The sequence below is a fragment of the Paenibacillus sp. NPDC101420 genome (assembly GCF_050277435.1).
Classification (GTDB): Bacteria; Bacillota; Bacilli; order Paenibacillales; family Paenibacillaceae; genus Paenibacillus_AQ.
The window spans coordinates 212,552-239,042 of record NZ_JBNNSE010000004.1; the positions used below are offsets into that span (position 1 = coordinate 212,552).

At 44.3% G+C, this 26,491-nt stretch carries 24 protein-coding genes; 22 read left to right on the forward strand and 2 right to left on the reverse strand.

From position 1 onward, the window contains the following. Nucleotides 1-33 precede the first annotated feature (33 nt). On the reverse strand, nt 34-1,137 hold the full coding sequence (locus ACQKMP_RS18850) for a glycosyltransferase family 4 protein (protein ID WP_427470417.1): 1,104 nt from the start codon (nt 1,135-1,137) through the stop codon (nt 34-36). Nucleotides 1,138-1,319: 182 nt separating this feature from the next. On the opposite strand from ACQKMP_RS18850, the gene ACQKMP_RS18855 reads away from it, so the two are divergent. Continuing rightward, nucleotides 1,320-2,096: a YheC/YheD family protein gene (locus tag ACQKMP_RS18855; RefSeq protein ID WP_231573370.1), complete on the forward strand. Its 777-nt coding sequence runs from the start codon at nt 1,320-1,322 to the stop codon at nt 2,094-2,096. On the opposite strand, the gene ACQKMP_RS18860 is transcribed toward ACQKMP_RS18855, so the two are convergent. Further along, the gene (locus ACQKMP_RS18860; protein WP_427470419.1) at nt 2,089-2,904 is read right to left on the reverse strand and encodes a hypothetical protein; all 816 of its coding nucleotides are present in this window, start codon (nt 2,902-2,904) and stop codon (nt 2,089-2,091) included. The genes ACQKMP_RS18855 and ACQKMP_RS18860 overlap by 8 nt on opposite strands. 281 nt (nt 2,905-3,185) lie before the next feature. On the opposite strand from ACQKMP_RS18860, the gene ACQKMP_RS18865 reads away from it, so the two are divergent. The 21 genes from ACQKMP_RS18865 to ACQKMP_RS18965 all read left to right on the forward strand — a co-directional run bounded on the left by ACQKMP_RS18865 (nt 3,186) and on the right by ACQKMP_RS18965 (nt 26,479). Continuing rightward, nucleotides 3,186-5,387, forward strand: a complete 2,202-nt coding sequence (locus ACQKMP_RS18865; RefSeq protein ID WP_052404121.1) for a PAS domain-containing hybrid sensor histidine kinase/response regulator — start codon at nt 3,186-3,188, stop codon at nt 5,385-5,387. Next, nucleotides 5,387-6,010: a C39 family peptidase gene (locus tag ACQKMP_RS18870; RefSeq protein ID WP_052404122.1), complete on the forward strand. Its 624-nt coding sequence runs from the start codon at nt 5,387-5,389 to the stop codon at nt 6,008-6,010. The genes ACQKMP_RS18865 and ACQKMP_RS18870 overlap by 1 nt, the downstream gene beginning before the upstream one ends. A gap of 121 nt (nt 6,011-6,131) precedes the next feature. Further along, complete coding sequence (gene pulA / locus ACQKMP_RS18875; RefSeq protein WP_427470421.1) at nt 6,132-8,087, forward strand: type I pullulanase; 1,956 nt, start codon at nt 6,132-6,134, stop codon at nt 8,085-8,087. A gap of 295 nt (nt 8,088-8,382) precedes the next feature. Then, nucleotides 8,383-9,867, forward strand: a complete 1,485-nt coding sequence (locus tag ACQKMP_RS18880; RefSeq protein ID WP_341126413.1) for a glutamate synthase subunit beta — start codon at nt 8,383-8,385, stop codon at nt 9,865-9,867. 126 nt (nt 9,868-9,993) lie between these two features. Continuing rightward, nucleotides 9,994-10,542: a phosphodiesterase gene (gene yfcE / locus ACQKMP_RS18885; RefSeq protein ID WP_042184252.1), complete on the forward strand. Its 549-nt coding sequence runs from the start codon at nt 9,994-9,996 to the stop codon at nt 10,540-10,542. A gap of 145 nt (nt 10,543-10,687) precedes the next feature. Beyond that, entirely contained in the window at nt 10,688-11,716 is a 1,029-nt protein-coding gene (locus tag ACQKMP_RS18890) for an agmatine deiminase family protein (RefSeq protein ID WP_427470424.1), read from the forward strand. A 53-nt stretch (nt 11,717-11,769) separates the two neighbouring features. Beyond that, the gene (aguB, locus tag ACQKMP_RS18895) at nt 11,770-12,645 is read left to right on the forward strand and encodes an N-carbamoylputrescine amidase (RefSeq protein WP_076285125.1); all 876 of its coding nucleotides are present in this window, start codon (nt 11,770-11,772) and stop codon (nt 12,643-12,645) included. A 327-nt stretch (nt 12,646-12,972) separates the two neighbouring features. Further along, nucleotides 12,973-13,419: a tellurite resistance TerB family protein gene (locus ACQKMP_RS18900; RefSeq protein ID WP_042184258.1), complete on the forward strand. Its 447-nt coding sequence runs from the start codon at nt 12,973-12,975 to the stop codon at nt 13,417-13,419. 126 nt (nt 13,420-13,545) lie between these two features. After that, on the forward strand, nt 13,546-14,142 hold the full coding sequence (locus ACQKMP_RS18905) for a TerD family protein (RefSeq protein WP_076285126.1): 597 nt from the start codon (nt 13,546-13,548) through the stop codon (nt 14,140-14,142). A gap of 29 nt (nt 14,143-14,171) precedes the next feature. Continuing rightward, nucleotides 14,172-14,747, forward strand: a complete 576-nt coding sequence (locus ACQKMP_RS18910) for a TerD family protein (RefSeq protein WP_042184261.1) — start codon at nt 14,172-14,174, stop codon at nt 14,745-14,747. 51 nt (nt 14,748-14,798) lie between these two features. Continuing rightward, on the forward strand, nt 14,799-15,380 hold the full coding sequence (locus ACQKMP_RS18915; protein ID WP_076299900.1) for a TerD family protein: 582 nt from the start codon (nt 14,799-14,801) through the stop codon (nt 15,378-15,380). A gap of 242 nt (nt 15,381-15,622) precedes the next feature. Next, nucleotides 15,623-16,924, forward strand: coding sequence for a TerD family protein (locus ACQKMP_RS18920; protein ID WP_427470427.1), 1,302 nt, complete (start codon nt 15,623-15,625; stop codon nt 16,922-16,924). Nucleotides 16,925-16,950: 26 nt separating this feature from the next. Further along, nucleotides 16,951-17,691 carry a TerC family protein gene (locus ACQKMP_RS18925; protein ID WP_042123539.1) on the forward strand — a complete coding sequence of 247 codons (741 nt, stop codon included), beginning with the start codon at nt 16,951-16,953 and terminating at the stop codon, nt 17,689-17,691. A gap of 171 nt (nt 17,692-17,862) precedes the next feature. Continuing rightward, complete coding sequence (locus ACQKMP_RS18930) at nt 17,863-19,074, forward strand: HpcH/HpaI aldolase/citrate lyase family protein (protein ID WP_256716336.1); 1,212 nt, start codon at nt 17,863-17,865, stop codon at nt 19,072-19,074. After that, the gene (locus tag ACQKMP_RS18935) at nt 19,019-20,461 is read left to right on the forward strand and encodes a phosphoribosyltransferase family protein (protein ID WP_427470430.1); all 1,443 of its coding nucleotides are present in this window, start codon (nt 19,019-19,021) and stop codon (nt 20,459-20,461) included. Before ACQKMP_RS18930 ends, ACQKMP_RS18935 begins: the two co-directional genes overlap by 56 nt. Further along, nucleotides 20,445-21,596, forward strand: a complete 1,152-nt coding sequence (locus ACQKMP_RS18940; protein WP_076285129.1) for a cysteine protease StiP family protein — start codon at nt 20,445-20,447, stop codon at nt 21,594-21,596. The genes ACQKMP_RS18935 and ACQKMP_RS18940 overlap by 17 nt, the downstream gene beginning before the upstream one ends. Further along, nucleotides 21,593-22,426: an HAD family hydrolase gene (locus ACQKMP_RS18945; RefSeq protein ID WP_076285130.1), complete on the forward strand. Its 834-nt coding sequence runs from the start codon at nt 21,593-21,595 to the stop codon at nt 22,424-22,426. The genes ACQKMP_RS18940 and ACQKMP_RS18945 overlap by 4 nt, the downstream gene beginning before the upstream one ends. Further along, entirely contained in the window at nt 22,423-23,478 is a 1,056-nt protein-coding gene (locus tag ACQKMP_RS18950) for an ATP-grasp domain-containing protein (protein ID WP_427470432.1), read from the forward strand. The genes ACQKMP_RS18945 and ACQKMP_RS18950 overlap by 4 nt, the downstream gene beginning before the upstream one ends. A 34-nt stretch (nt 23,479-23,512) precedes the next feature. Beyond that, a complete protein-coding gene (locus tag ACQKMP_RS18955; RefSeq protein WP_076285216.1) occupies nt 23,513-24,217 on the forward strand; it encodes a hypothetical protein in 705 nt (234 codons plus the stop codon). A gap of 11 nt (nt 24,218-24,228) precedes the next feature. Continuing rightward, the gene (locus tag ACQKMP_RS18960) at nt 24,229-25,329 is read left to right on the forward strand and encodes a toxic anion resistance protein (RefSeq protein WP_042184271.1); all 1,101 of its coding nucleotides are present in this window, start codon (nt 24,229-24,231) and stop codon (nt 25,327-25,329) included. Between the two features lie 361 nt (nt 25,330-25,690). Then, the gene (locus tag ACQKMP_RS18965) at nt 25,691-26,479 is read left to right on the forward strand and encodes a formate/nitrite transporter family protein (RefSeq protein WP_427470435.1); all 789 of its coding nucleotides are present in this window, start codon (nt 25,691-25,693) and stop codon (nt 26,477-26,479) included. Nucleotides 26,480-26,491 lie beyond the last annotated feature (12 nt).

Below are 26,491 nucleotides of genomic sequence, written 5' to 3' on the forward strand. Positions count from 1 at the left end.
TGGAGGCGGACTACTTTTTTATGTTTATAGGATCTATTGCTGTACTAAGGCAGCTTGATAAAGCCGTTCCAAATCAGTTGCTGTACGTTGCCAATTGAAGGCTTCAAGCGCATCCGATCGTCCTTGTTTCCCAATGGTTGCTGCTACCTCCGGATTCCGGCTTAGTCGCAGCAAATCTCTAGCAAAGGGCAAGGCCTCGCGATATCGTTCCACCAGATATCCGTTATGGCCGGAGTCGATAATCTCACGGATACCGCCATTGCTAGAAGCGATGACCGGTAGTCCCGAGGCCATGGCCTCTACATTAACAAGCCCAAAGGATTCATGATTCTGAGAAGGACATACGAAGCAGTCGGCTGCTTGATAAATGGTATGGATATCCTCATGAGCTACATTTCCAAGGAAGGAAACGGATACGCCTAGTCGCTGTGCAAGCAGCTTTAGCTGTCGCAAATATGACGGTTTCCCTTTGCCTGCAATTACAAGATGAGCAGGAAGGTGCTTATTTAAATGGTACATAGCACGTATCAATATGGGCACCCCTTTGCGGGGAATGACTCGACCGACGAATAAGACGGTAAAGACCCTCGGGAGTCTGTAAAGTTTGCGAAGATGGTATTTTTCCTGTAGCGCTACAGGAGTGAATCGATCAAGATCTGCTCCGAGCAGGACAATACGGATTTCATTGTTTAATTGAGGGAAGCGACGGGTTAGTCTTCGCTGTAGAGAGTGGCTGTTCGCAATAATCAGATCTGCTCTAGCCAAGGCTCTAGCAGTCTTAACTGTGTCCGGTGTGAATGTAAGAGAATGCAGAAATAGAAATACCGGAAGATGAGGGAGCCGTTTCTTTACAGCAGACATAAGATGGGGGCGATTATCGACCTGAACTATATCAAATGACTCATTCTGAATGTAGTCTAATACCGAAGTACGATAATGAACGGGAGTACTTGCGGGCAACCGAATGATTCTGACCCGCTCCAATATGGAAGCATCGGGCAGTCCCAGCACTTTGCGGCTCACAATGGTAACCTTATGTTTCTCAGCCAGCTTTCTGGCAATGGCCCAAATGCAGATTTCTACTGACCCGTCTCCCGGAACCGGGAGACGTTCCGGCGCAATAATACAAATATGCATGGTTCATGCCTCCTCTGATCCGCTAATGGTTATCCTCTTCCCACCATATGCAGCTTGAGTATCTGGAGATACATCTGAGAGCGGAGAGGGCGTTCAACCCATTCCATTCATATAGTCGGAGCATAAAATACTAAGGTTAAGCAAGGCTATGATCATTATTTGAGTGACAGGGGAGAGGGCAATTGGGAACAAAGTTAAAGTCTGCGTTGACCAGCAAATGGATTAAAACCAAGGTGCTCATGCAAAGTTCCGAGATTTCACCGCTCATTCCAGAAACAGTGAAGTTTAGTAAAGCAAACTTAAGAACGATGCTCTTGAAATATGGGATGATTTACGTTAAGCCGGAACATGGCACCTATGGTAACGGTGTAATGAAGGTTGAACAGAGTAAGGATTCTCATGGAACAGAATACAAATACCAAAGTGGAACAAAGATAAAAACCTTTGGAGCCTATGACACCTTTTATTCATCCCTTAAGAAAGCAACACGCGGACGCAGTTACTTGATTCAGAGAGGGATTGTTTTGCTAAAGCACGGAAAGCATCGTTTTGATATCCGTGTGATGGTCCAGCTCAGTCCGCGTGGCAAATGGGAAACTACCGGATTGATTGGCCGAGTAGCTGAGAAGGGCAAGATTGTTACCAATTATCATAACGGTGGTACGCTAATGTCTATGGAGAAGCTGCTGTCGCCTTATTTGAACGATGCTCAGCAAGCTCAGATGCTTAAGATATTGCGAAAGCTAGGTGAGGATACCGGACGTTTCTACCATAAGAAATATCCTGGCTTTAAACAGATTGGTGTAGATGTAGGATTAGATAAGCATATGACGCCTTGGATTATTGAAGTGAATACGAGTCCAGATCCATATATTTTCAAACATCTTTCTAATAAAAGCATGTACCGCAAAGTGATGGCTTACCGCAGAGCAAATGAGAAGAAGAAGTCCGCTAACTGATTTGCTTCTTCGTATTCGCAATAACAAGGGAAACCTTTTGTTCGAGCTCAATTATTTTTTGCTTATGGGTTGCGATCTGACGGTAACCGGAGACCAGTGCAGCTAAGGACTGGTTGGTTAGGGTAAGGTTTTGTTTGCGAATCGCTGCTTTAAAGTCAGTCCAATCTGCTGAGACACGTTTGTTTAACGAGGTGATTACGCTCTTGTTAGATTTGATCGTGATTTGAGGACTTTCAATACCAGACAAGGTTTTACGCGCTTCGGCTATCTTTTGGGAACGTTTCTTTTTCGCGGCGTTCAGCTGATTCTGCTTGTCACTGATCTCTTGGCGTGCCAACTGAACCAAGATCTTCATAGCATCACCTTGGGCACGCAGTACGGTATTCAAGGTCTTGTCCTTAAGTGACTTGGCGATACTAATTCGCTTGTTAAGTGCACTATACTGGTCAAATAAGGGCTGATAGCGCTGCTTGCTACTCTTAACGGTGGCTTCCAATCGGGTCACTGTTTCAAGATCAATTCCTTTAATTTGTTGACGAACCACAACTAGCGATTGCTCATTATTGTAGTGAAGGATTCGGATTTGCTCCTCGCGCTGATCATACTGCAGCTTTAAGGTGGATAAATCATTGTAAAGAGAAGTCAGCTTAACCCTGGCAGGACCTTCTGCCGTTGCGGCCGTCAGATCAAAAGCTGCTTTTATAGAAGGGGTTAATTCTGTTGTAGATGCAGCAATAGCTCCTGATGATGTGCTTAGCAGTAGCAGGATCGTAAGCAGTAGTAAGGGCACTGGCTTAAATATTTTCATTTATTCTCCTCCTAATTATCGAAACCTAATGGCAACAAAAAAAAGCACCCGTAGCAAAGGCAAAAGCCTTTATTACGGGTGCTTCCAGCGTAATAGGTCACGAACGATATTATTATGTTTAATAATAGTTTGCCCCAGGCCATCCAGTCAATATTTAAAATTAAGCTATTCACAATTCAAAATGATACGGAGGGCATTTCTATACTCACTTCTCTTATCGTATACTGAACTTAGGATGGAATAAAGGATGCAACGTTCGCAACAAAGGAGGTCTGGCGTAGATGGATAACGCGGTAGAATATAGCACAATGTTGGAACATGCATTTATGTGGTCCCCAGAGGGAATAGCCGTACTGTCTTTAAACGATGGTAAGGGCAACTGGCTGAAGGTCAATCCGGCTTTTTGCAATTTACTTGGCTTTACGGAAGCTGAGTTTCTTGCTGGGGCTATTTTTGCAGAAATGGAAAATAGACAGACGTCTTCGAAAGAGCTTTCCTATAGATTGGTGATGGACGAGCTTCAGAATTCTCCAGCAGGGAGCTGGAAGAAGGAAGAATGCTTTCACAAAGGGGATCAACCGGTATGGCTTTCCCTGACATTCTCAGGATTTGGAACAGCAGGACAAGCCCCTTCGTGTATTATTGTGTACGCCGAAGATATTACAGACCGAAAGATTGCAGACCAACAAATGGCAGATCAACGAGATCTAGAGGAACAGATTTATCAAAGTGAACGTAATTATAGATTGATTTCCGAGAATTCGCTGGATTTAATCTCGCGTCATGCAGTTGAAGAGCGCAAACAGTTCGAATTCAAGCTTCAGGAGAATGAACAGCGCTATAAATCCTTATTTGAATATAATCCCTCTGCTGTGTACTCAATGAATTTGCAAGGCGATTATTTAACAGCCAATGCGAATCTGGAGAAGCTGACCGGGTATTCGCTGGAAGAACTGATCGGAATGTACTTTGGTCCCGTTGTGCATGAGAAGGATATGGAGAAGACGCTGTATCATTTTAACTTAGCTGCTAAGGGCTATCCCCAAAGCTATGATCTGACGCTTATTCATAAAGAAGGCCATCTTGTAGAGATTAATACCACTAATATTCCGATCATTGTAGACGATCAAGTGGTTGGTGTATATGGTATTTCCCGTGACATTACGGAACGTATAAGATATACAGAACAAATTGAGAAGCTAAGCAATGAGTACACTCTTATATTAAATGCAGTATCTGAGGGTATTTTTGGACTCGATATGGAGGAGAAGGTGACCTTCATCAACCCTGCAGGTTTGCATATGCTCGGCTATGAACATGATGAGATCATGGGTCATACCTATCTAGATCATATTCAGCAGACAGCGCTTGACGGGATCCATTATCGGCCAGAGGAGTCGCCACTTATCAAAGCCATTAGGTCAGGGGGATCTTACCAGAGCAAGGATGCAGTTTTATGGCGTAAAGATGGTACAAGTTTTCTTGCGGAGTACCAAGTAACCCCTCTTTTTGATAAAGGTGAACCTAAGGGTGTTGTAGTCGTGTTCAGGGATATTACAGATGAGAAGGAGATCATTCGGGCGAAGGAATCTGCGGAAAAAGCGGACCAGGCTAAATCAGAGTTTCTAGCCATTATGAGCCATGAAATACGCACGCCTATGAACGGCATTGTAGGGATGACTGATCTGCTTGCCGAGACGGAACTAGATGAAGAACAACGTGAGTACACAAATATTATTAAGGAGAGCAGTAGCTCTCTTCTATATATTCTGAATGAAATTCTCGATTACAGTAAAATTGAGGCCGGAAAAATGATGATCGTACATGAGCCCGTACATCTTCGAGAGGTACTGGACAGTGTAACGGATCTGTTTATGGCTAAGGCTTTGGAAAAAAATCTTGAGCTGTCTTACAGCATGGCACCAGGAGTTCCTACGTTCATTATGGGAGATGCAGGACGATTACGTCAGGTATTGGTTAATCTGGTCAGCAATGCGATTAAATTTACTGACCGAGGTAAAGTCTGTATTTATGTGGAGCAAAAATTGTCCGTGGTTTCAAAGAAATCTACTTTGAAGTTTAATGTCAGAGACACGGGGATAGGTATTCCTTTAGAAAAGCAGCATCAGCTGTTTCAATCATTCTACCAGCTGCACTCCTCGTTTAATCGTAAGTATGCCGGGACGGGGTTAGGACTAGCCATTTGCAAGAAGCTTGTCGAGCTGATGGGCGGAGCCATTGCGGTGGAGAGTAGCGAAGGAAACGGCTCTAATTTCTATTTCACACTACAGATTAATCCTGAAAACAAATATGAGGGCGAAGAGGAAGATATTGCTCAGGCAGAGCAGAAGCCTGCACAGGAAATGGAATCACGATCTAATTCAGAGGGATCTATGGATGTTGGTGAAAATGTGATTTTACTTCCGGAAGGCCCTGCCCTTTCAGCTTCTAAGCCGAACTCTTCAAAGGGAGAACCATCCTGATGAGACATAGAAACTCCAGTCTTAGTAACAAACTATCGGTAGATCCATACACACAGTGGGAGGCTGGGGTTTCATCCCCGTCTTCTGCATGTGGACCAGCTACGCTGGCAGCTTTAACCGAGTATTGGAATACCCAGCTAGGAATGGACTTTATTCGTGGCAAAGGTCATTTTCACTCTAAAGCAGCTCATATTAATTACATATACAGTCATCACGGAGGTACCCCTTTGGGGATGAGTACACGTAGTTTTGTAAAGGGAATCACAGCTTATATCCACTCTTCAATCTCGCCAAAAGGGGGACATAAGCTTTCTGTCTCTACTTTTAACGATTTTGATGTGTATAAAGTGGAGATTGATGCAGGTCGGCCAGTAGCTGTTAAATTTGATAAATGGTTTAATTTTCGGTGGAGAGGGAATTTTGCTTACGATTACCATTGGGTATTAGGAATAGGATATGAAGTACCTGATAACGGGGATCTTCCAATCCTCATCGTTCAGGATAATGGTGTGAGGTATAAGGATGGAAGGATTGCTCTTTGTAAAGAACGCCGCATCCCATATTATGCAAATAAAGACATCATTACAATGGTGGGAATGAATATCATAGAAACGCCTAGTTAATCGTGATTTAGCTATGCAATTACCCTGGAAAAATGATCTGGTTATTTTGAGTCCAAACGTTTGCACAAATTCGAGGATCATACTATAATCCAGTTAATAACTGGAAAAGGGGATAGGTGCTTTGTCCGTACAAAAGGAAATGAAGGAACCGATTTATTATGGTGATCCTGCGACTACTAGAGGGATTTCCGTATTCGCTCAGGAGTTTGATCAGTTGTTTAGTTATGACGGGGATGATCTCGGACTTACATATTCATCGGCCTGTTCATCATTTTGCTTGTGGGCCCCTACGGCTCAGGAGGCAGAGCTAGTAATTTATGATTCATGGCAGGGAGCTGCGGGGTCTAAATATGCTATGATTCGCGATATTCGGGGAACGTGGAGAGCTACGGTTGACGGTGATCTAGATGGCAAGTTCTATACCTACCGAGTACATCTAGGTGAACAGTGGAATGAAGCAGCAGATCCTTACGCGCGTGCTGTCGGCGTGAATGGGGACAGAGGTGCTATTCTAGATTTGCGCAAGACGGACCCTGAGCGGTGGACGGAAGATAAGCCGTCGTTTGAGGATCCTGTAGACGCTATTATTTATGAGCTTCATTTGCGTGACTTATCCATTCATCCAGCCAGCGGTATGGCTCATAAGGGTCAATATCTCGCTTTGGCGGAAGAAGGAACCCGCGGACCAGAGGGCATTCTCACCGGACTCGATCATATCGCAGATCTCGGTGTAACCCACGTGCAGCTATTGCCTATTTATGATTATTCTACAGAGAGTGTAGATGAGACGAAGCTGGATGAGCCTCATTTTAACTGGGGTTATGATCCAAAGAACTACAATGCTCCTGAAGGCTCCTATGCTACGGATCCTTATGTGCCCGGACTACGTATTCAAGAACTAAAAACAATGATTCAAGCGCTTCATGATCGTGGACTCCGCGTCATTATGGATGTTGTTTACAACCATGTGTACGACGGATATCGCGTGAATTTCACTAAACTGGTTCCTGGCTATTATTTGCGTTATAAACAAGACGGAAGCCTGTCGAATGGCTCGGGCTGTGGGAATGACGTGGCTACAGAACGCTTGATGATGTCCCGCTTCATTGTGGAGTCCGTGGTCTATTGGGCTAAAGAATACCATATCGACGGCTTCCGCTTTGATTTGATGGGCTTGATGGATGTCGATACGATGCGGGAAACCCGGCGGCGTCTGGATGGAATAGATCCGTCTATCATGACGATCGGTGAAGGCTGGATGATGGGGACTGAGCTACCGATGGAACGGCTCGCTCATCAGAAGAATGCCTCCCTTATGCCGGGAATCGGACATTTTAATGATGATTTCAGGGATGCTATTAAAGGAAATATCTTTTTGTACGATCAGCCGGGCTTCATCAGTGGAATGATGGGTCTGGAGCCTGCGATCAAGGCGGGGATTGCGGGAGGAATTGACTTCAGCCCAGGAATTAAGCAATTTGCCGAGGAGCCTCAGCAAAACGTTAATTATGTGGAGTGTCATGATAATCATACCTTATGGGATAAAATCGTATTGTCCACCGAGGGTGAGACGGTTACTCAGCGCCGTTCCATGCACAGACTAGCTTCTGCGATAGTGTTCATGAGTCAGGGGATTCCTTTTATCCATGCAGGGCAGGAGTTTATGCGTACGAAGGACGGGGTGGAGAACAGCTATAAGTCTTCGGTTGAGATCAATCGTATGGACTGGGAATTGTGCGCCGCGCATCAGGAAGATGTGGCGTATATGAAACAGTTAATCGAATTGCGTAAAGCTCACCCGGCCTTCCGTATGCGAACAGCAGCTGACATTCGGAACCATTTGGTTTTTGAAAAAGCACCGGCAAGTGCAGTAGCTTACACGCTTCGTGGCCATGCTGGAGGAGATGCAGCGAAGCATATTTATGTTATTTTTAATGCGAATGCTGAACAGACTACTGTGGTTCTGCCGCAGCTTGGAGCATGGAAGACCATCTTCGGGGCTGATCTTACACAGGAGCTGACTGGAAATAAGCTAACTGTAAATGGAATTGGGACAGTAGTCCTGACGGCGAAATAAATAGTCTTTTACAAGATCATTATTGAAAAGCATGCGGAGTAACGTACTTTAATCAGGTACAGTACACTGTGTGCTTTTTTTTGTTTTTCCATTTTCTTAATTTGATTGTTTCATTTTACATAAAAAGGTGACATTACTCATTTTCGATGATGATATTGGATGTTAATATGAAGGCATTTACTTTGGCGCTTTAGAGTGGCATAGGCTTGGCAGCAGACAAACATAGCGCGTACTTTTCTTTTTTAACGGTTTAGGAAGTATATATTTGTGGGGATATTTAGAGAGGATGAGAGAGATGGGGAAAGCAACCGGATTTTTGGAATTTGAACGGCAGACGCCTTCGGAGTGTGAGGCGCTTGAGCGGATTAAGAATTGGGATGAATTCTCGATTCCTATGGATGAAGAGAATCTGCGCGAGCAAGGCGCGCGTTGTATGGACTGTGGTACGCCATTTTGTCATGTAGGACGTCTGTTGTCTGGTATGGCTTCCGGCTGCCCTCTACACAACTTGATTCCTGAATGGAATGATATGGTTTATCGTGGGAACTGGGAGGTTGCACTGAAACGTCTGCATAAGACCAATAACTTCCCTGAATTTACTGGACGTGTGTGTCCAGCACCTTGTGAAGGTTCTTGTACAGTAGGGATGAACGGCAAGCCCGTAACGATAAAGTCGATTGAAAAGTCGATTGTAGATAGAGGTTTTGAAGAAGGTTGGATTGTTCCTGAGCCACCGCTTACTCGCACAGGTAAAAAGGTAGCTGTAGTGGGCTCGGGTCCAGCAGGTCTTGCCTGTGCAGCTCAGCTTAACAAGGCAGGGCATTCGGTGACCGTGTATGAACGGGCAGATCGGATTGGTGGTTTGTTGATGTATGGTATTCCGAACATGAAGCTGGATAAGAAGACGGTTCAGCGCCGAGTAGACCTGCTGACGGCTGAAGGCATTACATTCGTAACTCGTACAGAGATTGGGAGAGATATCTCGGCGTCACAACTCAAGGCGGAGCACGATGCTGTTGTCTTGTGTGGCGGGTCTACGCAGGCACGGGAGCTTCCTATAGAGGGTCGTGAGCTGCGGGGCATTCATCAGGCGATGGAATTTCTGACACTGAATACTAAGAGCTTACTGGACTCAGAGCTTGCTGATGGTGAATACTTGTCTGCGGCAGATAAGGATGTAGTTGTAATCGGTGGCGGGGATACTGGCACAGACTGTGTAGCTACGTCGATCCGCCACAGCTGTCGTAGTGTGATCCAGCTTGAGATTATGCCACAAGCTCCACTGACCCGTCAGCCTAGCAATCCGTGGCCAGAATGGCCAAAGGTTCTTAAGGTGGACTATGGCCAAAAAGAAGCGGCTTCACTGTATAAGGAAGATCCACGTCGTTATCTCGTTTCGACGAAACGTTTTGTTGGTGATGATGGTGGACATGTGCAGGAGCTGCATACCGTGCGCATTGAGTGGACTCGCAATGAACAGGGACGGATAGTTCCGGTTGAAGTACCAGGCAGTGAAGAAGTTCTAAAGGCACAGCTGGTACTACTCGCATTAGGATTCACAGGGCCCGAAGAGATTGTGCTAGGTGAGCTTGGGGTGGCACGTGATGAGCGCGGAAATGCCAAGGCGGAGTTCGGAGCACAAGCGACCAATGTAGAGGCGGTATTTACAGCAGGTGATATGCGCCGCGGACAAAGCCTTGTAGTTTGGGCCATTGATGAGGGGCGTCAGACAGCCCGCGAAGTGGACCGATTCTTGATGGGATCATCGAATTTGCCGTAAGAATAGAGGCATATAGGGCAGGGCGTTCCTTTTGGAGGAACGTCCGCTTTTGCGTTGTTTGCCTATTCAAGGTTAAAATTGAAACCTAAGCACAAGATCTATTTAAGTCGAAAAGGAGAATACATGATGAAGCTAATGTTTATTTCCGATATTCACGGTTCTTTATTCTGGTTAGAACGGGCTTTGGAAAAGGTAGAGGAAGAACAGCCAGACAGTCTTGTAATCGTAGGAGACTTTTTATATCACGGTCCCAGAAATCCACTGCCGAAGGGTTATGACCCGCAGGGAGTTGCTAATAAACTGAATGAATATAACAAAAAGAAGCCTATAACGGCAGTACGTGGTAACTGCGATGCTGAGGTAGACCAGATGCTGCTGCAGTTTCCGATGATGGGCGATTATGTGATGCTCCTACATGAAGGCAGACGAATCTATGTTACACACGGTCATGGCTTTAGTATTGAGAATTTACCGGCACTATCTGAGAAGGATATCTTTATTCAGGGGCATACCCATCTTCCGGTTGCGGATGTAAAAGAGGGCGTATACGTGCTGAATCCCGGTTCGATATCGCTGCCTAAAGAGAATAATCCGAATTCCTATGGTATCCTTGAGGGTGGAGAATTCATCGTTAAGGATTTTGAGGGCGATGTGGTAAAAAGGATTACACTATAAGCTCAGTCAGATTACATGTGACCCGAATTCCTTCCAACATTATTAGTGTTCTAGGGAATTGAGCACTAGAACATATTATTGTATGATGAGGTAGGAGTTTTAGGGCAGGGCTGGCTCCAAATATAATAGTAAAGGTAGTTAACACATGAATCCTAAAGATTTGAACTATACAATGCCACCGGAATGGGGCAAGCATGAACGTACTTTTATCTCCTGGCCGGTGCAGGAATCTATGTGTTTCCCGGACAACCACGAGTCGGTATGCCAAGGTTATGCTGACATTATTACAGCTATTGCCGAGTTTGAACCGATTACGGTTATCGTTAACCCGGAGGACGTGGAAAAGGTAGAACGTCTGGTCAGCGGACCGAATGTAACGCTACTACCTATAAAGCATAGCGATGCTTGGTTGCGTGATAACGGGCCTACCTTTGTTGTTAATAAAGACGGCGTTCTAGCAGGCGTGAACTGGAAGTTTAATGCCTGGGGCGGTAAATATTCACCTTGGGATCTGGATGATGAGGTAGCTCCACAGATTCTCGAACACACACAAGTGACACGCTTTGATGCGCCGCTTGTGATGGAAGGCGGCTCGATCCATACGGATGGAGAAGGCACCTTGATTACTACAGAAGAATGTCTGCTCAATACGAACCGCAACCCGGATTTGAAGCGCGAGAATATTGAAGAGTACGTGCGCAATTATACAGGTACAGAAACTATTATCTGGCTTAAGCGTGGTCTAAGTGGTGATGAAACCGATGGTCATGTGGATAATATCGCTTGCTTCGCTGCTCCAGGTAAAGTCATTATTCAGGTCTGTGAGGATCCGCAGGACGAGAATTTTGAGATTACACAGGAGAATCTTCGTATTTTGGAGAATGCCAAAGATGCCAAAGGGCGTAAGCTGGAGATCATCAAGATTCAGCAACCACCACGGGTGGATCATGACGGCAGCCGTCTGACGCTCAGTTATTTGAACTTCTATTTCGTAAATGGTGGAATTATTTTACCTGTGTTTGGCGGTACAGCGGTGGAAACAGATAAAATTGCCGAGGAAGTACTGGCTGGTTTGTTCCCGGAACGTAAGATTCGTACAGTTAACGGTATGGCGGTCATCACCGAGGGCGGGAACGTTCACTGCACTACGCAACAAATGCCTGCTCAGCAATAATTGAAGGAAACTAAACGTCCAAAGGGACATTTATATATAAGGAGGACAGATTCTTGAGAAATGTAAAAGTAGCTGCGACGCAAATGAGCTGTTCCAGCAATATTGATGAGAATATCAGCAAAGCTGAAACATTGGTCAGAGAAGCGGCGGCACAGGGAGCACAAATTATTTTGCTGCAGGAGCTGTTCGAGACTCCGTATTTCTGTCAGAAAGAGAAGGCTGATTATTACGCATATGCAACAGAGCTTGAGCATAACAAAGCGATTAATCATTTCACAGCAATAGCCAAGGAACTGCAAGTGGTGCTGCCAATCAGTTTTTATGAGAAAAAGAACTACGCACGTTACAATTCACTAGCTGTAATCGATGCCGATGGAACGATACTGGGCAAATACCGCAAGAGCCATATTCCAGATGGCCCAGGGTATGAAGAGAAATTCTACTTCAATCCGGGAGATACTGGCTTTAAAGTATGGAACACTCGCTATGCCAAGATTGGTGTAGGGATTTGCTGGGATCAGTGGTACCCGGAAGCGGCTAGAGTGATGAGCCTGATGGGAGCAGAAATTCTGTTCTATCCAACCGCTATCGGATCAGAACCGCAGGATGGATCGATCGACTCTAAAGATCATTGGCAGACTTGTATGCTTGGGCATGCAGCGGCTAACCTTATTCCAGTCGTTGCCTCCAACCGTATCGGTGAAGAAATTGATGAAGATTCTAGCATTAATTTCTACGGCTCTTCGTTCATTGCGGGACCGCAAGGCAATAAAATTGTTGAAGCAGGCCGGGACGAGCAAGCTGTAATAGTGAGCGAATTTGATCTGGATGCTTTGGAAGTCGGACGGATCGAGTGGGGCGTCTTCCGTGATCGCCGGCCGGATCTGTACAAAATGATTGGTTCTTATGATGGGGACATCATTCTTTAAAAGAATTCACAGTTAAATGTGCTAAAGGCATTGCTAGAGAGGATAGAATCTCTGGCAGTGCCTTTTTTGGTGTTTCAACGAGAAATACGGGGGTTCTTTGAACAGAGGAGCAATTGTTCGGAAATCCTGTGCAAGATCGGACACAATCTTTTCTATCAAAAGTACTGTAAAAGTCTGGAAAAGTAGAATATTGCTATTTTATCAGGTATATTAGAAGAGTAAACCGTGATTCAGGGATCTACTATGAAAATTCTGTCGGATACGTGGAGAGGAGGCTCTGGGATATCTTTTGTTATCATAATCTTGCAGTGATAGAAGGAGAAAACGATGAGCACATTTAAAAACTGGTTGAATACAACCAAAAACGGACTAACAGAACAAGTAAAGAAATTCAAAAATAAAGATTTCATGAATGCGGTAGTTGCGGGCTGCGCCTTGGTTGCTGCTGCCGACGGTAAAATAGAAGAAGCTGAAAAGAATAAAATGGCTGGTTACATGAATATGAGTAATGAGCTTAAGGTGTTTGACATGAGAGATGTCATTACCCAGTTCAACTTTTATGTAAGTAACTTTGAGTTCTCACCAGAAATCGGTAAGCAGGAAGCACTGAAAGCAATCGGTAAGTTTACCGGTAAACCAGATGTGGGACGTGTAATTGTGGGTGTGTGCTCAGCTATTGGATCAGCTGATGGTGATTTTGATGACAATGAAAAAGCAGTTGTGCGGCATATTTGCGGTGTCTTGGGATTAAACCCTGGTGAATTCAGTTTATAAATGATGTAATACCATATACATGAGTTCGGATGAAACGTATTTAGTTCTTTAGCGTATCACTCATATAACATCCAAAAGCTAGACTAATAGATGGTGATTCTTTTTAGGGAATGGAGGTACGTAAAGTTGGCTGGAATTAATCTGGTAAAAGGTCAGAAGATTGATCTCACAAAAGGTAATGCAGGCTTATCTAACGTAATTGTAGGTTTAGGTTGGGATCCGGCTGAGCCAGCTCGAGGATTCTTCGGTGTGAAGAAACAGGCCAACGTGGACTGTGACGCTTCAGCACTGATGCTGAACGAGAATGGTAAGCTAGTTAAGAAGGGTAACCTGGTGTGCTTCCATAACAAGCAAAGTCCTTGTAACTCTGTCATTCACTCCGGAGACAATCTCACGGGTGATGGTGACGGAGACGATGAGCAAATCATGGTTAACCTGAATGCCATTCCTTCCGATGTACACAAGGTTCTGGTAGTTGTGAATATTTATGATGCCACGAACCGTAAACAGGATTTCGGATTGATTAAATCAGCTTATATCCGTGTGATGAACGCTGTAGGCAACAATGAGCTAATCCGTTTCAACCTATCTGATAATTACAATGGCTATACGGCGCTTATTTGTGGGGAACTTTACCGTCAAGGTGGAGAGTGGAAGTTCGCCGCAATTGGTGAGGGTAGTCACGCGGCACATATCAATCAACTGGCAGAACGCTACGTATAATCCAAATAAAAGAAAAGAGGAATGTTATCATGGCAATTAATCTATCTAAAGGTCAAAAGATCGATTTAACAAAAACAAATCCAGGTCTATCCAAAATCACAGTAGGTCTTGGTTGGGACACTAATAAATATGACGGCGGTAAAGATTTCGACTTGGACGTTTCCGTATTCTTGACTAATGCGAACAGCAAAGTTGAAAAAGAAACCAACTTCATTTACTTCAATAATAAACAGAACGAGAACGCTTCTGTTGTTCATACAGGTGATAACCGTACAGGTGACGGCGATGGTGATGATGAGCAGATTCAAGTGGATCTTTTGAGTATCCCAGCGGATGTAGAAAAGGTAGCTTTTACTATTACAATTTATGAAGCTGAAACAAGAAGCCAAAACTTCGGTCAAGTTTCTCGTTCTTATGTACGTATCGTAAATGATTTGAACAATGAAGAACTAATCCGTTTTGATTTGGGTGAAGACTTCTCTATTGAAACTGGTGTTGTTGTCGGTGAATTGTACCGTCATGGTGCAGAGTGGAAGTTCAATGCAATCGGTAGCGGCTACAAAGACGGCTTGAGCGGTTTGACTCGCGATTACGGCTTGCAATAAATCTTGTAGTACACAGTGAACTGAATCCACTCATGAAAGAAGGTTATGTCAGTGACGATCAGTCTTTCCAAAGGACAGCGGATTGATCTTACCAAGACTAATCCAGGTCTGACAAAGGTAGTAGTTGGATTGGGCTGGGACACTAATAAGTATAGTGGAGGTCAAGATTTTGACCTCGATGCTTCAGCGTTTCTGCTTCATGAAGACGGCAAAGCTAAAGGTACAGATGATTTTGTATTCTATAACAACCCAAATGGTGGCGCAGGCTCTGTAGTCTACACGGGAGATAACCGTACAGGAGAAGGCGACGGAGATGACGAGCAAATTATCGTTGATTTTAGCAAAGTCCCTGCCCATATTCAGCGTATTGGTATCACCGTAACGATTTATGATTACGAAACTCGTGCACAGAACTTTGGACAAGTCTCCAATGCTTTCGTACGTGTTGTGGATGCTTCCACAGATCGTGAAGTACTCCGTTTCGACCTGGGTGAAGATTTCTCAACAGAGACGGCAGTAGTATTCTGCGAATTCTACCGCAATGGTGCGGATTGGAAATTCCAGGCAGTAGGTAGTGGTTTTGGCGGCGGCCTTAGCGCATTGTGTAAAAATTATGGGCTGGACGCGCAATAGCATCTTCCGGGCGGGGTCATCACCGATCCTGCCCTTTTTTTAATTCTTTATGGATTGCCTCACAAAGGAAATGGAATGGGTCTCGAAGTATAAACTCCACTTTGTGGGGTTATTTAAAAATATAAGAAAGTATAAGTTTCACACGATACATTATGTCTTATATTTCTCGCTTAAACGCTTGCCGTCCTTATAAGGATGCCGAAGGCGTTTATGCTTGCTCCATTTATAAAGGTGGTGTAAGAATGGGTATTACAGTTGTCAAAGGACAAAAGGTTGATTTAACTAAAGGGAATCCTGGACTTGATTCTCTTATCGTAGAGATTGGCTGGCAATCGCCATCTTCACTTGAGATTGATACTTCTGCTTTTCTGCTTGGAGCGCAAGGTAAAGTAAGCAAAGATGAGGATTTGATATTTTATAATAATCCGTCTACACCTTATATCAGATATAAGGAAATGCCTACATCAAACAGCCTCAAGCAATTTGACGTGGAACTAAACAAAGTTCCTTCTGATGTGATGAAACTCGCGTTTACACTTACCATTTATGATGGCGAGAAGCGAGGTCAAAGTTTTAGGCAGGTAAATCAGGCCTATTTTCGGATTCTGAATCAAGTAACAGGTGCGGAGCTTCTCCGATGTGATCTTGAAAATCATTTCTCCGTGGAAACGGCTGTTGTGGTAGGAGAATTATATAGATATAACGGTGAATGGAAATTCAGCGCCATTGCCGCGGGTTTTGCTGGTGGTCTACAGGAACTGTGTAGGAACTTTGGGATAGAAGCGAACGATGAACCGGCACCGACATCAATACCAGTGCCTAAGCCTGCTGCTCCGCCGCAACCAGAGCTTAAACGTCAATCAGCGCCGGTAGCGGAGCCTAAGATTCAGATTCCACCTCCTCCTGCAGCTGCGCCTTCACCTGTAACACCCCCTCCGGTCAATCTCAACCTGAAGAAGATCGAACTGAAGAAAAAAGGTGATTCGATCAACCTAAAGAAATCAGCTGGTGGTTTGGGCGAATTGCTAATTAACCTCAACTGGAATCAGAAGCAGGGTGGAGGGCTATTTAATCGTAAAAATGGTGTGGATTTAGATCTTGCTTGTCTATATGAGTTGAAGAATGGCAGTAAGGGAGTAGTTCAGGCGCTGGGCAATGCTTTTGGCTCATTGAACCAACCTCCTTATGTCATGCTTGATGGAGATGACCGGACAGGCTCTGTAACAACCGGTGAGAATCTGCGGATTAATGGCAGCAAAATTGCTGATATTGAACGGATTCTAATTTTTTCTTTTATTTATAAAGGTGTTACCAATTGGTCAGAAGCTGACGGTGTTGTCACGATTACCCAGAGTGATGGCCCCGATATTATTGTCAATTTGGACGAGCATAACAACCGCAAAGGCATGTGTGCCATCGCGTTATTTCGGAATGTGAATAACGAGACATTCAGTGTTGAACGGCTGGTCCAATATTACAGTGGTCATCGGGAGATTGATGAGGCATATGGTTGGGGACTGCGCTGGGTTGCTGGCAGTAAATAGACGATTTTTTCGGAGGCGCAAGTGTAATGGATTGGTTCGCTGATTTTTTTAGGAATATTAGTGAGAACTACGGTCATTTTTTCTCATGGAGCGATGTGGTAGGTACGCTCTCAGACCCGGTTAGCTGGGGCATTATTGGTAGCTTAGTTCTGCTAGAGGGACTGCTCTCTGCAGATAATGCGCTTGTTCTCGCCGTCATGGTTAAGCATTTACCTAAAGAACAACAGAAGAAGGCGCTCTTTTACGGTATTATAGGAGCTTATGTATTCAGGTTTTTGGCTATCGGTCTAGGGACATTTCTTATTAAATTCATGTTGGTTAAGGTTCTTGGTGCAGCCTATCTCTTTTATATCGCTTATGGCGGGTTATTTAAGGGCGGTGGCGATGAGAAGATCGAGAATAAGGGGTTCTCTTTTTGGAAGACGGTTCTCCTTGTTGAATTAATGGATATTGCTTTTAGTATTGATAGTGTTATTGCTGCATTTGGTGTTAGTAACCAGGTTTGGGTGCTCTTTATGGGCGGAATCATAGGCGTTCTGATGATGCGGGGAGTAGCGCAATTATTCTTAAAGCTTATTGATAAAATTCCGGAACTCGAGCGTGCCGCTTTTGCGCTTATTGCCATTATTGCTGGTAAAATGCTCGCGGGCGCTTTTGGGTACGAAATGCCACATGTATTATTCTTTTCAATCATTATTCTTGTATTCGGTGGTACGATCCTTTACAGCGTACTGCGTAAGAAAAAAGAAGCCCATAGAAATGCTTGATTTTAAAGCTAGTTGAACACTGCTGCTTTCAGGTAATCGTATATGTTTATAGCGTAGGCCTTCACTTATATATGAGAGAACCGGATAGGGTATAGCTGGTTCTGCCACTCTCTATAGGAGAGGCCTGCGCTTGTTTTGCTTGGCTTCGCAAAACTATAAGGGGGAACCATCTTGAGATACTTCGATTACCTGACGAAAGAACAAGAAATAGCCTTATTTTATAATCCGCCGATTTCATTTAACCATAATACTACGAGTAAAGATTTGCTGGCTCATGCTGTTGGAGCTGCCCTTTATATGCCAGCAACTCGTGCTAGTGTTCCCGAAGACATTTTGAAGCTTAAAAGTGCAGGACTTGTAACCGTTATTATTGATCTGGAGGATGCGATCGGAGATAACGAGGTTGACCATGCAGAGGAGTCTCTCATTCAGCATCTTATTTTTCTCGCCGCATATGAGGAGAACGAGCCAAGCGGGAGTGATAGTCTTCCGCTTCTCTTCATCCGAGTTCGTAACCCGGAGCAGCTACAGCAGCTGATTTTTCGGTTAGGATCTTTGGTTACGATGTTAACAGGGTTTGTTTTCCCTAAGTTTTCGGTCGACAACGGAATCCAATATTTCGAGGCGATAGCCGATTACAATAGAACGCGCAGTTACTCAGACCCAGTGCTTTATGGCATGCCAATCCTGGAAAGTGCGCCTATTATTTACCGGGAGAGCCGGGTAGATAGTCTTTTATCTATTCGTAATTTGCTAGGCAACTACCGCGAATATGTGTTGAACGTTAGAATTGGAGCAACAGACTTCTCAAGTTTATTCGGACTGCGCCGTAGTCCTGATATTAGTATTTATGATCTTACCCCTATTCGAGACTGCATATCGGATATTATTAATATTTTTGGCAGAGTGGAAGAAGGGTATGTAATTTCCGGACCAGTCTGGGAATATTTTGCGAATAAAGGGCATCGGGTGCTCAGACCACAGCTACGGCAGACTCCGTTTGAGGACACCTATGGTAAAAACGGCCGCGACATGCGAAATAGTTACATTTCTAGCAGCATGGATGGGCTTATTCGTGAAGTGATTTTAGATAAAGAAAATGGAATCTTGGGCAAGACGATTATACATCCCTCACACCTCAGACCTGTTCAGGCCATGTATACGGTAATGCACGAGGAATATGTTGACGCCTGCAGTATCGTAGAGAGTAACGATGGCAGCCTAGGAGTCTTCAAGAGTCAATATTCTAATAAGATGAACGAGATTAAGCCGCATTTGAACTGGGCAAAACGGATTTTACTACGATCACAAATATACGGGGTGTTACATGAACAACAGCATTTTGTCGGATTATTACCCGAAAACGAATTTACACACGTATAACATAGTCGAGAACCTGCAGGTTACGGTTACCGAAACATCTAATCCCTTTCATTTGCCTGTGGATACTTTATTCTCCATGGCAGCCCGGATTAATAAGAAACGCTCCTTTTTGTTCGTCAGCAAGGTACTTGGTAAACATATCCCTGTTAATCCGTACACCTCTCTGCTAAGTGGTGCTGCATTAGCGCTGCTGTTATATCAGGAGATGAACGGTAATTCTGCGGATAATGATAGGATGGAAGATTTATTAGATAAAGCTGTACACGGACTGATGCACCCTGAGTCTGCCAAGGAAGCCTATGAGCATTTATTAGCGGCAAAATTAGTTCTTCCTAGGCCTGTTGTCTTTATTGGTTTTGCTGAGACTGCAACTGCGCTGGGTCACAGTGTGTACAACATGTTTGCCGATGCAGCATCATATATTCATACTACCCGTGAACATATCATCGATTTGGAGTCCATTGTTAGCTTTGAAGAAGAGCATTCACATGCGGTTGACCATCTATGTTACGCCTTGAATACTAAGCTATTATCAGGGACTGAGCCGATTATTTTGGTGGATGATGAGATTACAACAGGGAATACAGCAATTAATACGATCCGTGATATTCAGTCCAAATTCCCTCGGGAGGAATACGTAGTCGTTTCTATTTTGGATTGGAGGAGCGGTAATAATCTTCATACCTATAGCGAATTAGAACAGGAACTGGGGATTCGGATTAAGTCCTTATGTTTGCTTCAAGGAAGTATTGAAGTAAAAGGCACGCCTTTGCTAAATGCTAGGAATGACAAAGATTTGTTATCGTCTTCAGTGGAATCCGAAGTAGTGACTACTTATGTAGTGGACGGTTTAGAACGTCTACAGGCAACATCCGTAGATTCATATGGTGACACCAACTCGTCTCCTTATTTGAAGTACAGCGGACGTTTCGGACTGGAGTCGCTGAATAATGATGGTCTTGATGTAGGGGTAACCCGGATAGCCGCTCAGCTAAGAGAACTACGAGGGGGAGATTCTAAGACTCTAGTGATGGGTGTAGGGGAATTTATGTACCTTCCTATGCGGATAGCTGCTGAGATGGGGGAAGGCATTTCATATCAGTCCTCTACTCGCAGTCCAATCCACCCTGAACGTCGACCAGATTACGGAGTGCATAGTGCTGCCGCATATCCTTCAGCTAGCGATCCGGAAATTAAAAACTATATTTACAATGTGGATTCTGATCAGTATGATGATATATTCGTGCTGATTGAGCGTGATGTACCGCATGAACGAATGAAACCCATGCTTGATATACTGAAGACACTGGCCCGCCATAAAGTGCATCTTATTGTACTGACTCCTGAAGGAAGAAGTGGAGGCCTCCAGTATGAAGGGAACAAGTAATCATAAAGTCATGGACAAAAAAATAGCAGAACCGGTTGCGCTAGGTAGCTATCCACCGTCAGATGTTACGTTTCTGCTCAAGGATCTTAGTGACGTTTCGCTGGAGCTTGCGACAGAGGAAAGGGAGGAAGCTATTCAATCGGGTGTCCATTATTCTGAGATGTTGCCCGTTGAATATCAGCCTACCGAGCAGTATATCGACTTGTTTCATGAGACGCTGCAGCAATCGGCCAAGAAGGTAGCTTTAGCTGTTGCCATTGTTTCTGAGATGATTGTCTCAAGAAGAGGACTAAGTACGGTGCTTGTCTCTTTAGCTAGAGCAGGAACACCCATTGGTATACTGATTAAGCGTTATATAGCTGAGAGATACAAGGTAGACTTGCCGCATTATAGTATTTCTATTATTCGAGGAAAAGGTATAGATGAGAATGCGATACTCTACATTCTGCAGAAGCATGGACTTGATGCTGATTTGCAGTTTGTGGATGGGTGGACAGGAAAAGGGGCTATCCGTGGGGTGCTGATTGATTCTTGCAACACCCTCTATGAGAAGTATGGTATTCGCTTAAATGATGATCTTGCCGTATTGGCTGACCCGGGAAACTGCGCAGGCATGTTTGGGACTAGAGAAGACTATCTCATTCCTAGCGCCTGCTTAAACTCCACCGTTTCAGGGCTGATGAGCCGAACGGTGTTACATGCTGATCTCATTGGCCCTGAGGAATTTCATGGTTCAAAGTTTTATAAGGAGTGGCTGGATGCGGACGAGTCCAATGTATTTATTGATACGATTTGCCCGTATTTTCCTTCCATAGTAGCAGAAGCGAAGAATATTGCTGGACAGATGCTGGAGCATCCGCCAGAAATCACTTGGCAGGGTCTTCGTGATATTCAGAGTATTCAGGAGACTTTCGGTATAGATAACATTAATCTAATAAAGCCGGGAGTCGGCGAAACAACCCGCGTATTACTGCGCAGAGTACCTTGGAAAATTCTTGTCGATACTATGGATAATCCGAATCTAAAGCATATTCTTCTCTTAGCGAAGGACCGGGGCGTTCCTGTTGAGATCTTTCCTGGGATGACGTACTCCTGCTGCGGAATAATTAAACCGCTGAAGGGGGAGACAGAATGATATATGCTAGTGATCTAGATCGTACTTTGATTTATTCTTTAGGTGCAATAGGTGTGCCGGAGAATACCCCAGGTCTAATTCCGGCGGAAATTATAGAAGGAAAGACGAGATCTTACATTTCGCAGCAAGCATTAAATCAGCTGATGGATCTGAACACGCGGATTATTTTCATCCCGGTTACTACGCGTACGATACAACAATATAAGCGTATTAATCTGTTTCAAGAAACGGTCATACCTGACTATGCGGTTACAAGCAATGGGGGAAATATCCTAATCGGTGGAGTTGTCGATAAGGAATGGAGAGAATCAATCGATAGATTGGTAGCTCGTCACTCTGCTGGGGCTGAAGAGGTTAGATCATATATCAAAGCGGTTGTACGTGAGGATTGGATCATTAGTGAGAATTATTGTGATGATCTATTCTATTCCTTCATGGTTTATCGGGATCAGTTGCCTTTAGATGAAATCACTAATCTATCAGATCGGCTCTATAATCTCGGCTGGAGAGTTTCTTTACAAGGCCGCAAGCTGTACGCTGTGCCGGCTGCCGTGAACAAAAGCGATGCTATACTCCATTTGCGGCGCACCGTTCGCTCTGAACCAATGGTGGCCTCCGGGGACTCACTGCTAGATAAGAGTCTGCTTGAGAGTGCAGACTATGCTATTGCCCCTTGCCATGGTGAAATATTTGCAGAGCAACAGAGTGGTCTTGTAAAATCAAGATATCCATTTACGAAAGAATCAGGTGTATTTGCTGGAGATGAGATTTTGCAGTATGTAAATATGATCTATAATAATCTAACTGCATTGGGAGTGGGGCCACTATGAAAAAGGTAAATATTTATTTCAATCGTTGGTTTTCCGTGGCTTACCATTATATGAATCTCCTCCGCAATAACGAGGATGGTATACCGGTTCAAATCTTTGCGACACACCCGGATATCCGCCATATGTCGCTACAAGGTGCTGACTTTGCTGAAACCGAGCCGGCGCTGAAGGGAATAGAATATGTTCAGTTTTGCGTTGATTTCTGTCGGCGTAATGAGATCGATGTTTTTATTCCACGGTTGCATATGCTTGATATTGCTCTCCATGCGGCAATGTTTGATGCGATTGGTACAAAGGTTCTGGTCTGTAGAGATCTTGATTTGCTGGAGTCCATTATGGACAAAGGTAAATTTTACGAGAATGTTAGTGAGCAGGGCATTATGAGTATCCCGGATTATCATGTAGTTAGTACAGCGGAGCAGTTTAAAGACGCTTACGAGGACCTTGTTGCCAAGGGACATCGTGTTTGCTTTAAGCCTACTGAAACAGAAGGCGGGTTAGGCTTCCGTATTATCGACAATACCCGCGATCCTCTTCAAGAGCTTTTTGGGTATGTAACTCCATTGATTACGTTTGATGATGCCTATCGTATTCTTGCAAGCAAAGAGACCTTCCCTGATTTGATGGTGATGGAATTACTGGAGGGTTACGAGTATAGTATAGATTGTCTGGCAGATGAGAACGGTAAGCTGTTAGTAGCTGTGCCACGTCGAAAAGTGGGCGGTCGTCTGCGATTGATGGAGCATATTCCTGAACTGGAGGAGATTGCAGCTAGAGTTGCAGAAGTTTACAAGATCCCCTTCAATTTCAATATTCAAATGAAATACAATGGAGATACTCCAAAGCTGTTGGAAATTAACCCACGAATGTCCGGTGGACTGCATATGTCATGTCTGTCAGGGATTAACTTTCCTTATTTAGCCGTCAAAAGCGCACTCGGTGGCGAGGTTCAGCCTATAAATTTTGAAGGTGATGTATTGGCTAGCCATCTGGAGCAACCGATGATTATGAAAATAAACGGCCAATCTGTCATTCCGGATGCCGTGAATTGAGCGTTCATAAAGTCGCTCACAAGAGGTGAGAACAATTCAGTTTAAATCGAAAGTATTGCTTTACGCCGGTATCGGCTACGTTGTTGCTGTATTAACGAGTTCTTTTCTTCCCGAATTCATCTCTCTGCTGTTGCCTTTAGCGGGTGCGGGGATAGGTGCTCTGGTAACGAGAAGTCCAAAAACCAATCTCCCAGCGGAGGTGTTGCCAGCAGGCCCTGTGACGACACCTATTGCTCCTACACCCGCTGCGAGTGCTCCTCAATTAAGCAACACGACAAATGATACTACATCAGGTAATCACAGCTATGACGGTAGAACTGAGAGCGCGGTGAAGATTGGACCGGAGTTCGCTCCGGTTGTGGAGTATCTTAGCATTCTGGAAGATATGATTATCTCAGAAGGGCAGAAGGATACGCTGGACAATGAAATTGTCGAGAAATCATTGGCGCTCTTCGCGAGGCTTCAACGTGTAATTCCACTGCTGCAGGAGCTGAATAACGGCGAGATTAATCATACGGTCCGCAGATTGATTCTGAAGGATTTGAATGGTGTAATCAACCCGTTCTTACGCCTAGGCGGTGAAGCAAAGACGAAGAATCGGAGAATGCTGCTGAACGGTCTAAGAGATGTCGATTCCAAAATATCGGATATTGCGTCCACGATCGAACATAAAGACCTGATGGAACTTCAGACGAAGGCGGAACTGATTCATCAGCGGTACAGCAGTTCCGAACTATAGGAGGGAATCCCATGTCCACGCAGTTGATCCAATTAAAAAAAGAAGATGAACAAAAGGTAGTCGAGGAAGCGGCACAATTAATTGAGAAGGTATCCCAAACGGATACTGTTACACTGGATTCCTTGATGGATGATATCGGTAAGCTTGGGGTTAAGACGCAGGAAAAAGCAGGACAAACCTTGAAGCTGCTAGATCGCCCGGTGAATGACCTGATGTCTGGTAAACGCGTTGAAGTGCCTAACATGATTATGAAGCTGCGGAATGAGTGTGAGAATCTGCAGCAAAGTAAGAATGTGAGCTTCTTTGGCAAGATGCTACGCAAGAGTCCGATGAAGAACTATGTGTACAAATATCAGTCGGTCCGTACGAACATTGATGCCATTGTTACAGGGCTTCGCGATGGTAGAGATACCCTCGAAGAGAGCATTGTGAATATGCGTCAGCTGAAACGTACTTCCATGGAAGAGATCTATAACCTACAGACCAAAATTGCTTTCGGCACTAAGTTGAAAGAGTTGTTCGAGGTAGAGATCGCGAAGCCTGAGAATGAGTACCGTAAAGCTTATCTGGAGCGCGGTTTGCGTAAAGTGATGGTTCGAATTCAGTCGATGACAGAAATGATTCTGCTGTACAATCAAGCGATTGCTGCTACAGATATTATTAATGACAATAATGACAAGCTGATTGATTCCGTGAATAACGCTATTGATAAGACCTCTAATCTGATCACGGTGTCGGCAATGATTGCGATGTCTTTAGCGGATCAGGAGAACGTCATCAATGCTGTAGAAGCGACGAATAAGACGATTGAAGATCAATTTAAAGAAAATGCACGTCTGCTGCGTACCACTACAGAGAAAACAACCGAGTTGCTGTCTAAGCCTTCTATGTCTATGGAAGCTGTGAATCAAGCGATCGGTGATCTGCTTAGCGCATTAGACACTTCAGAACAGTCCAACCGTCGCATTATTGAGAGCTGCCAGGATTATACGTCTAAAATGACGGCAATCAATACTCAACTAGGCAATCGTTTAGGACTAAATGAGGCGGACAAGCCTCAGGCACTGAAGCAAGGAGAGGCTGAGAGTCAACTGAGCAGTTTCTTGAACTAAATTTGTTTTGACAATAATAAAAATACAGAGAATAGATTGAGAAGCCTGTTGAATTCATTCAACAGGCTTTTTTAAACGCCAATACTCAATCATAAAGCCCTATCTTCACACATAAGTTGTCACAAGACTACATGTGGAGGAAGTGAGGATAGGCATATGATCTTAGGGTGCTTGATACTCGTGCTTATCATCGTAGCCAGTAGTGAAAGAGCAGAAGCGATTGCAAAAATGAATGAGGACACTTAGGATTTTTACCATGATTTGGTTCAAGTAATTTCCAGCTGGTTATTGGGTATAATAACGCAAGATTGCACGATTAGCCCATAACTAGCTGGAAAACCCAAATTCCTAAGGAGGTCACATGGAGAACGAGGCGCTGCTACAGGTTGAACAATTAGCACTTAAGAAACAAAAGATCTATCGGCAAAGTATATTGCGCTATATTGCCAGAGCCATGCTGGCCAGTATGTTTATCGGGTTCGGCGTAATTGTAGCATTCAAGACAGGCAACTACTTCTATATGGAGCATTCACCATTTGCGTATCCAATGGCTGCGATTACTTTTGGAGCAGCGATCATCCTAATCTCATACGGGGGAGGGGACTTATTTACCGGAGATACTTTCTACTACACGTACACTGCTTTGAGACGCAAAATGAAATGGTCCGAGGTTGTACGCATGTGGATCATGAGTTATATAGGTAACATTCTTGGTGCTGCTGCATTTGCACTGTTGATTTTTTTAACAGGCCTGTTTTACAGTTCTGATGTAAATGGTTTTTTACTATATGTGGTTGAGCATAAAATGGAGGCTCCGGCAGGTCAGCTTTTTTTCCGTGCTATCCTCTGTAACTGGCTCGTTTGTATGGCTTTTTTCATCCCGATGAATATAAAGGGCGATGGGGCCAAAATGTTCGCAATGGTCTTATTCGTATTCTGTTTTTTCATCTCTGGTTATGAGCATAGTATTGCCAATATGTGTACCTTTGCAATTGCATTAGTCCTTGACCATCCCGGAACGGTTTCGTGGGGCGGTGTGGTACATAATCTTGTGCCCGTTACAATCGGAAATCTAATTGGTGGTGGAGTTCTGATGGGGGTTATGTATTATTATGTGAACAAACCTTTTCTGAATGATCCGAAACATTAAGAAGAAATAATG

What these genes read in the sequence shown, in the direction of transcription:
- ACQKMP_RS18850 (WP_427470417.1), bottom strand. Translation starts at nt 1,137, where the DNA reads ATGCATATTTGTATTATTGCGCCGGAACGTCTCCCGGTTCCGGGAGAC.
- ACQKMP_RS18860 (WP_427470419.1), bottom strand. Translation starts at nt 2,904, where the DNA reads ATGAAAATATTTAAGCCAGTGCCCTTACTACTGCTTACGATCCTGCTA.
- ACQKMP_RS18865 (WP_052404121.1), top strand. Translation starts at nt 3,186, where the DNA reads ATGGATAACGCGGTAGAATATAGCACAATGTTGGAACATGCATTTATG.
- ACQKMP_RS18870 (WP_052404122.1), top strand. Translation starts at nt 5,387, where the DNA reads ATGAGACATAGAAACTCCAGTCTTAGTAACAAACTATCGGTAGATCCA.
- ACQKMP_RS18880 (WP_341126413.1), top strand. Translation starts at nt 8,383, where the DNA reads ATGGGGAAAGCAACCGGATTTTTGGAATTTGAACGGCAGACGCCTTCG.
- yfcE (WP_042184252.1), top strand. Translation starts at nt 9,994, where the DNA reads ATGAAGCTAATGTTTATTTCCGATATTCACGGTTCTTTATTCTGGTTA.
- ACQKMP_RS18890 (WP_427470424.1), top strand. Translation starts at nt 10,688, where the DNA reads ATGAATCCTAAAGATTTGAACTATACAATGCCACCGGAATGGGGCAAG.
- ACQKMP_RS18900 (WP_042184258.1), top strand. Translation starts at nt 12,973, where the DNA reads ATGAGCACATTTAAAAACTGGTTGAATACAACCAAAAACGGACTAACA.
- ACQKMP_RS18910 (WP_042184261.1), top strand. Translation starts at nt 14,172, where the DNA reads ATGGCAATTAATCTATCTAAAGGTCAAAAGATCGATTTAACAAAAACA.
- ACQKMP_RS18920 (WP_427470427.1), top strand. Translation starts at nt 15,623, where the DNA reads ATGGGTATTACAGTTGTCAAAGGACAAAAGGTTGATTTAACTAAAGGG.
- ACQKMP_RS18925 (WP_042123539.1), top strand. Translation starts at nt 16,951, where the DNA reads ATGGATTGGTTCGCTGATTTTTTTAGGAATATTAGTGAGAACTACGGT.
- ACQKMP_RS18935 (WP_427470430.1), top strand. Translation starts at nt 19,019, where the DNA reads ATGAACAACAGCATTTTGTCGGATTATTACCCGAAAACGAATTTACAC.
- ACQKMP_RS18940 (WP_076285129.1), top strand. Translation starts at nt 20,445, where the DNA reads ATGAAGGGAACAAGTAATCATAAAGTCATGGACAAAAAAATAGCAGAA.
- ACQKMP_RS18945 (WP_076285130.1), top strand. Translation starts at nt 21,593, where the DNA reads ATGATATATGCTAGTGATCTAGATCGTACTTTGATTTATTCTTTAGGT.
- ACQKMP_RS18950 (WP_427470432.1), top strand. Translation starts at nt 22,423, where the DNA reads ATGAAAAAGGTAAATATTTATTTCAATCGTTGGTTTTCCGTGGCTTAC.
- ACQKMP_RS18960 (WP_042184271.1), top strand. Translation starts at nt 24,229, where the DNA reads ATGTCCACGCAGTTGATCCAATTAAAAAAAGAAGATGAACAAAAGGTA.
- ACQKMP_RS18965 (WP_427470435.1), top strand. Translation starts at nt 25,691, where the DNA reads ATGGAGAACGAGGCGCTGCTACAGGTTGAACAATTAGCACTTAAGAAA.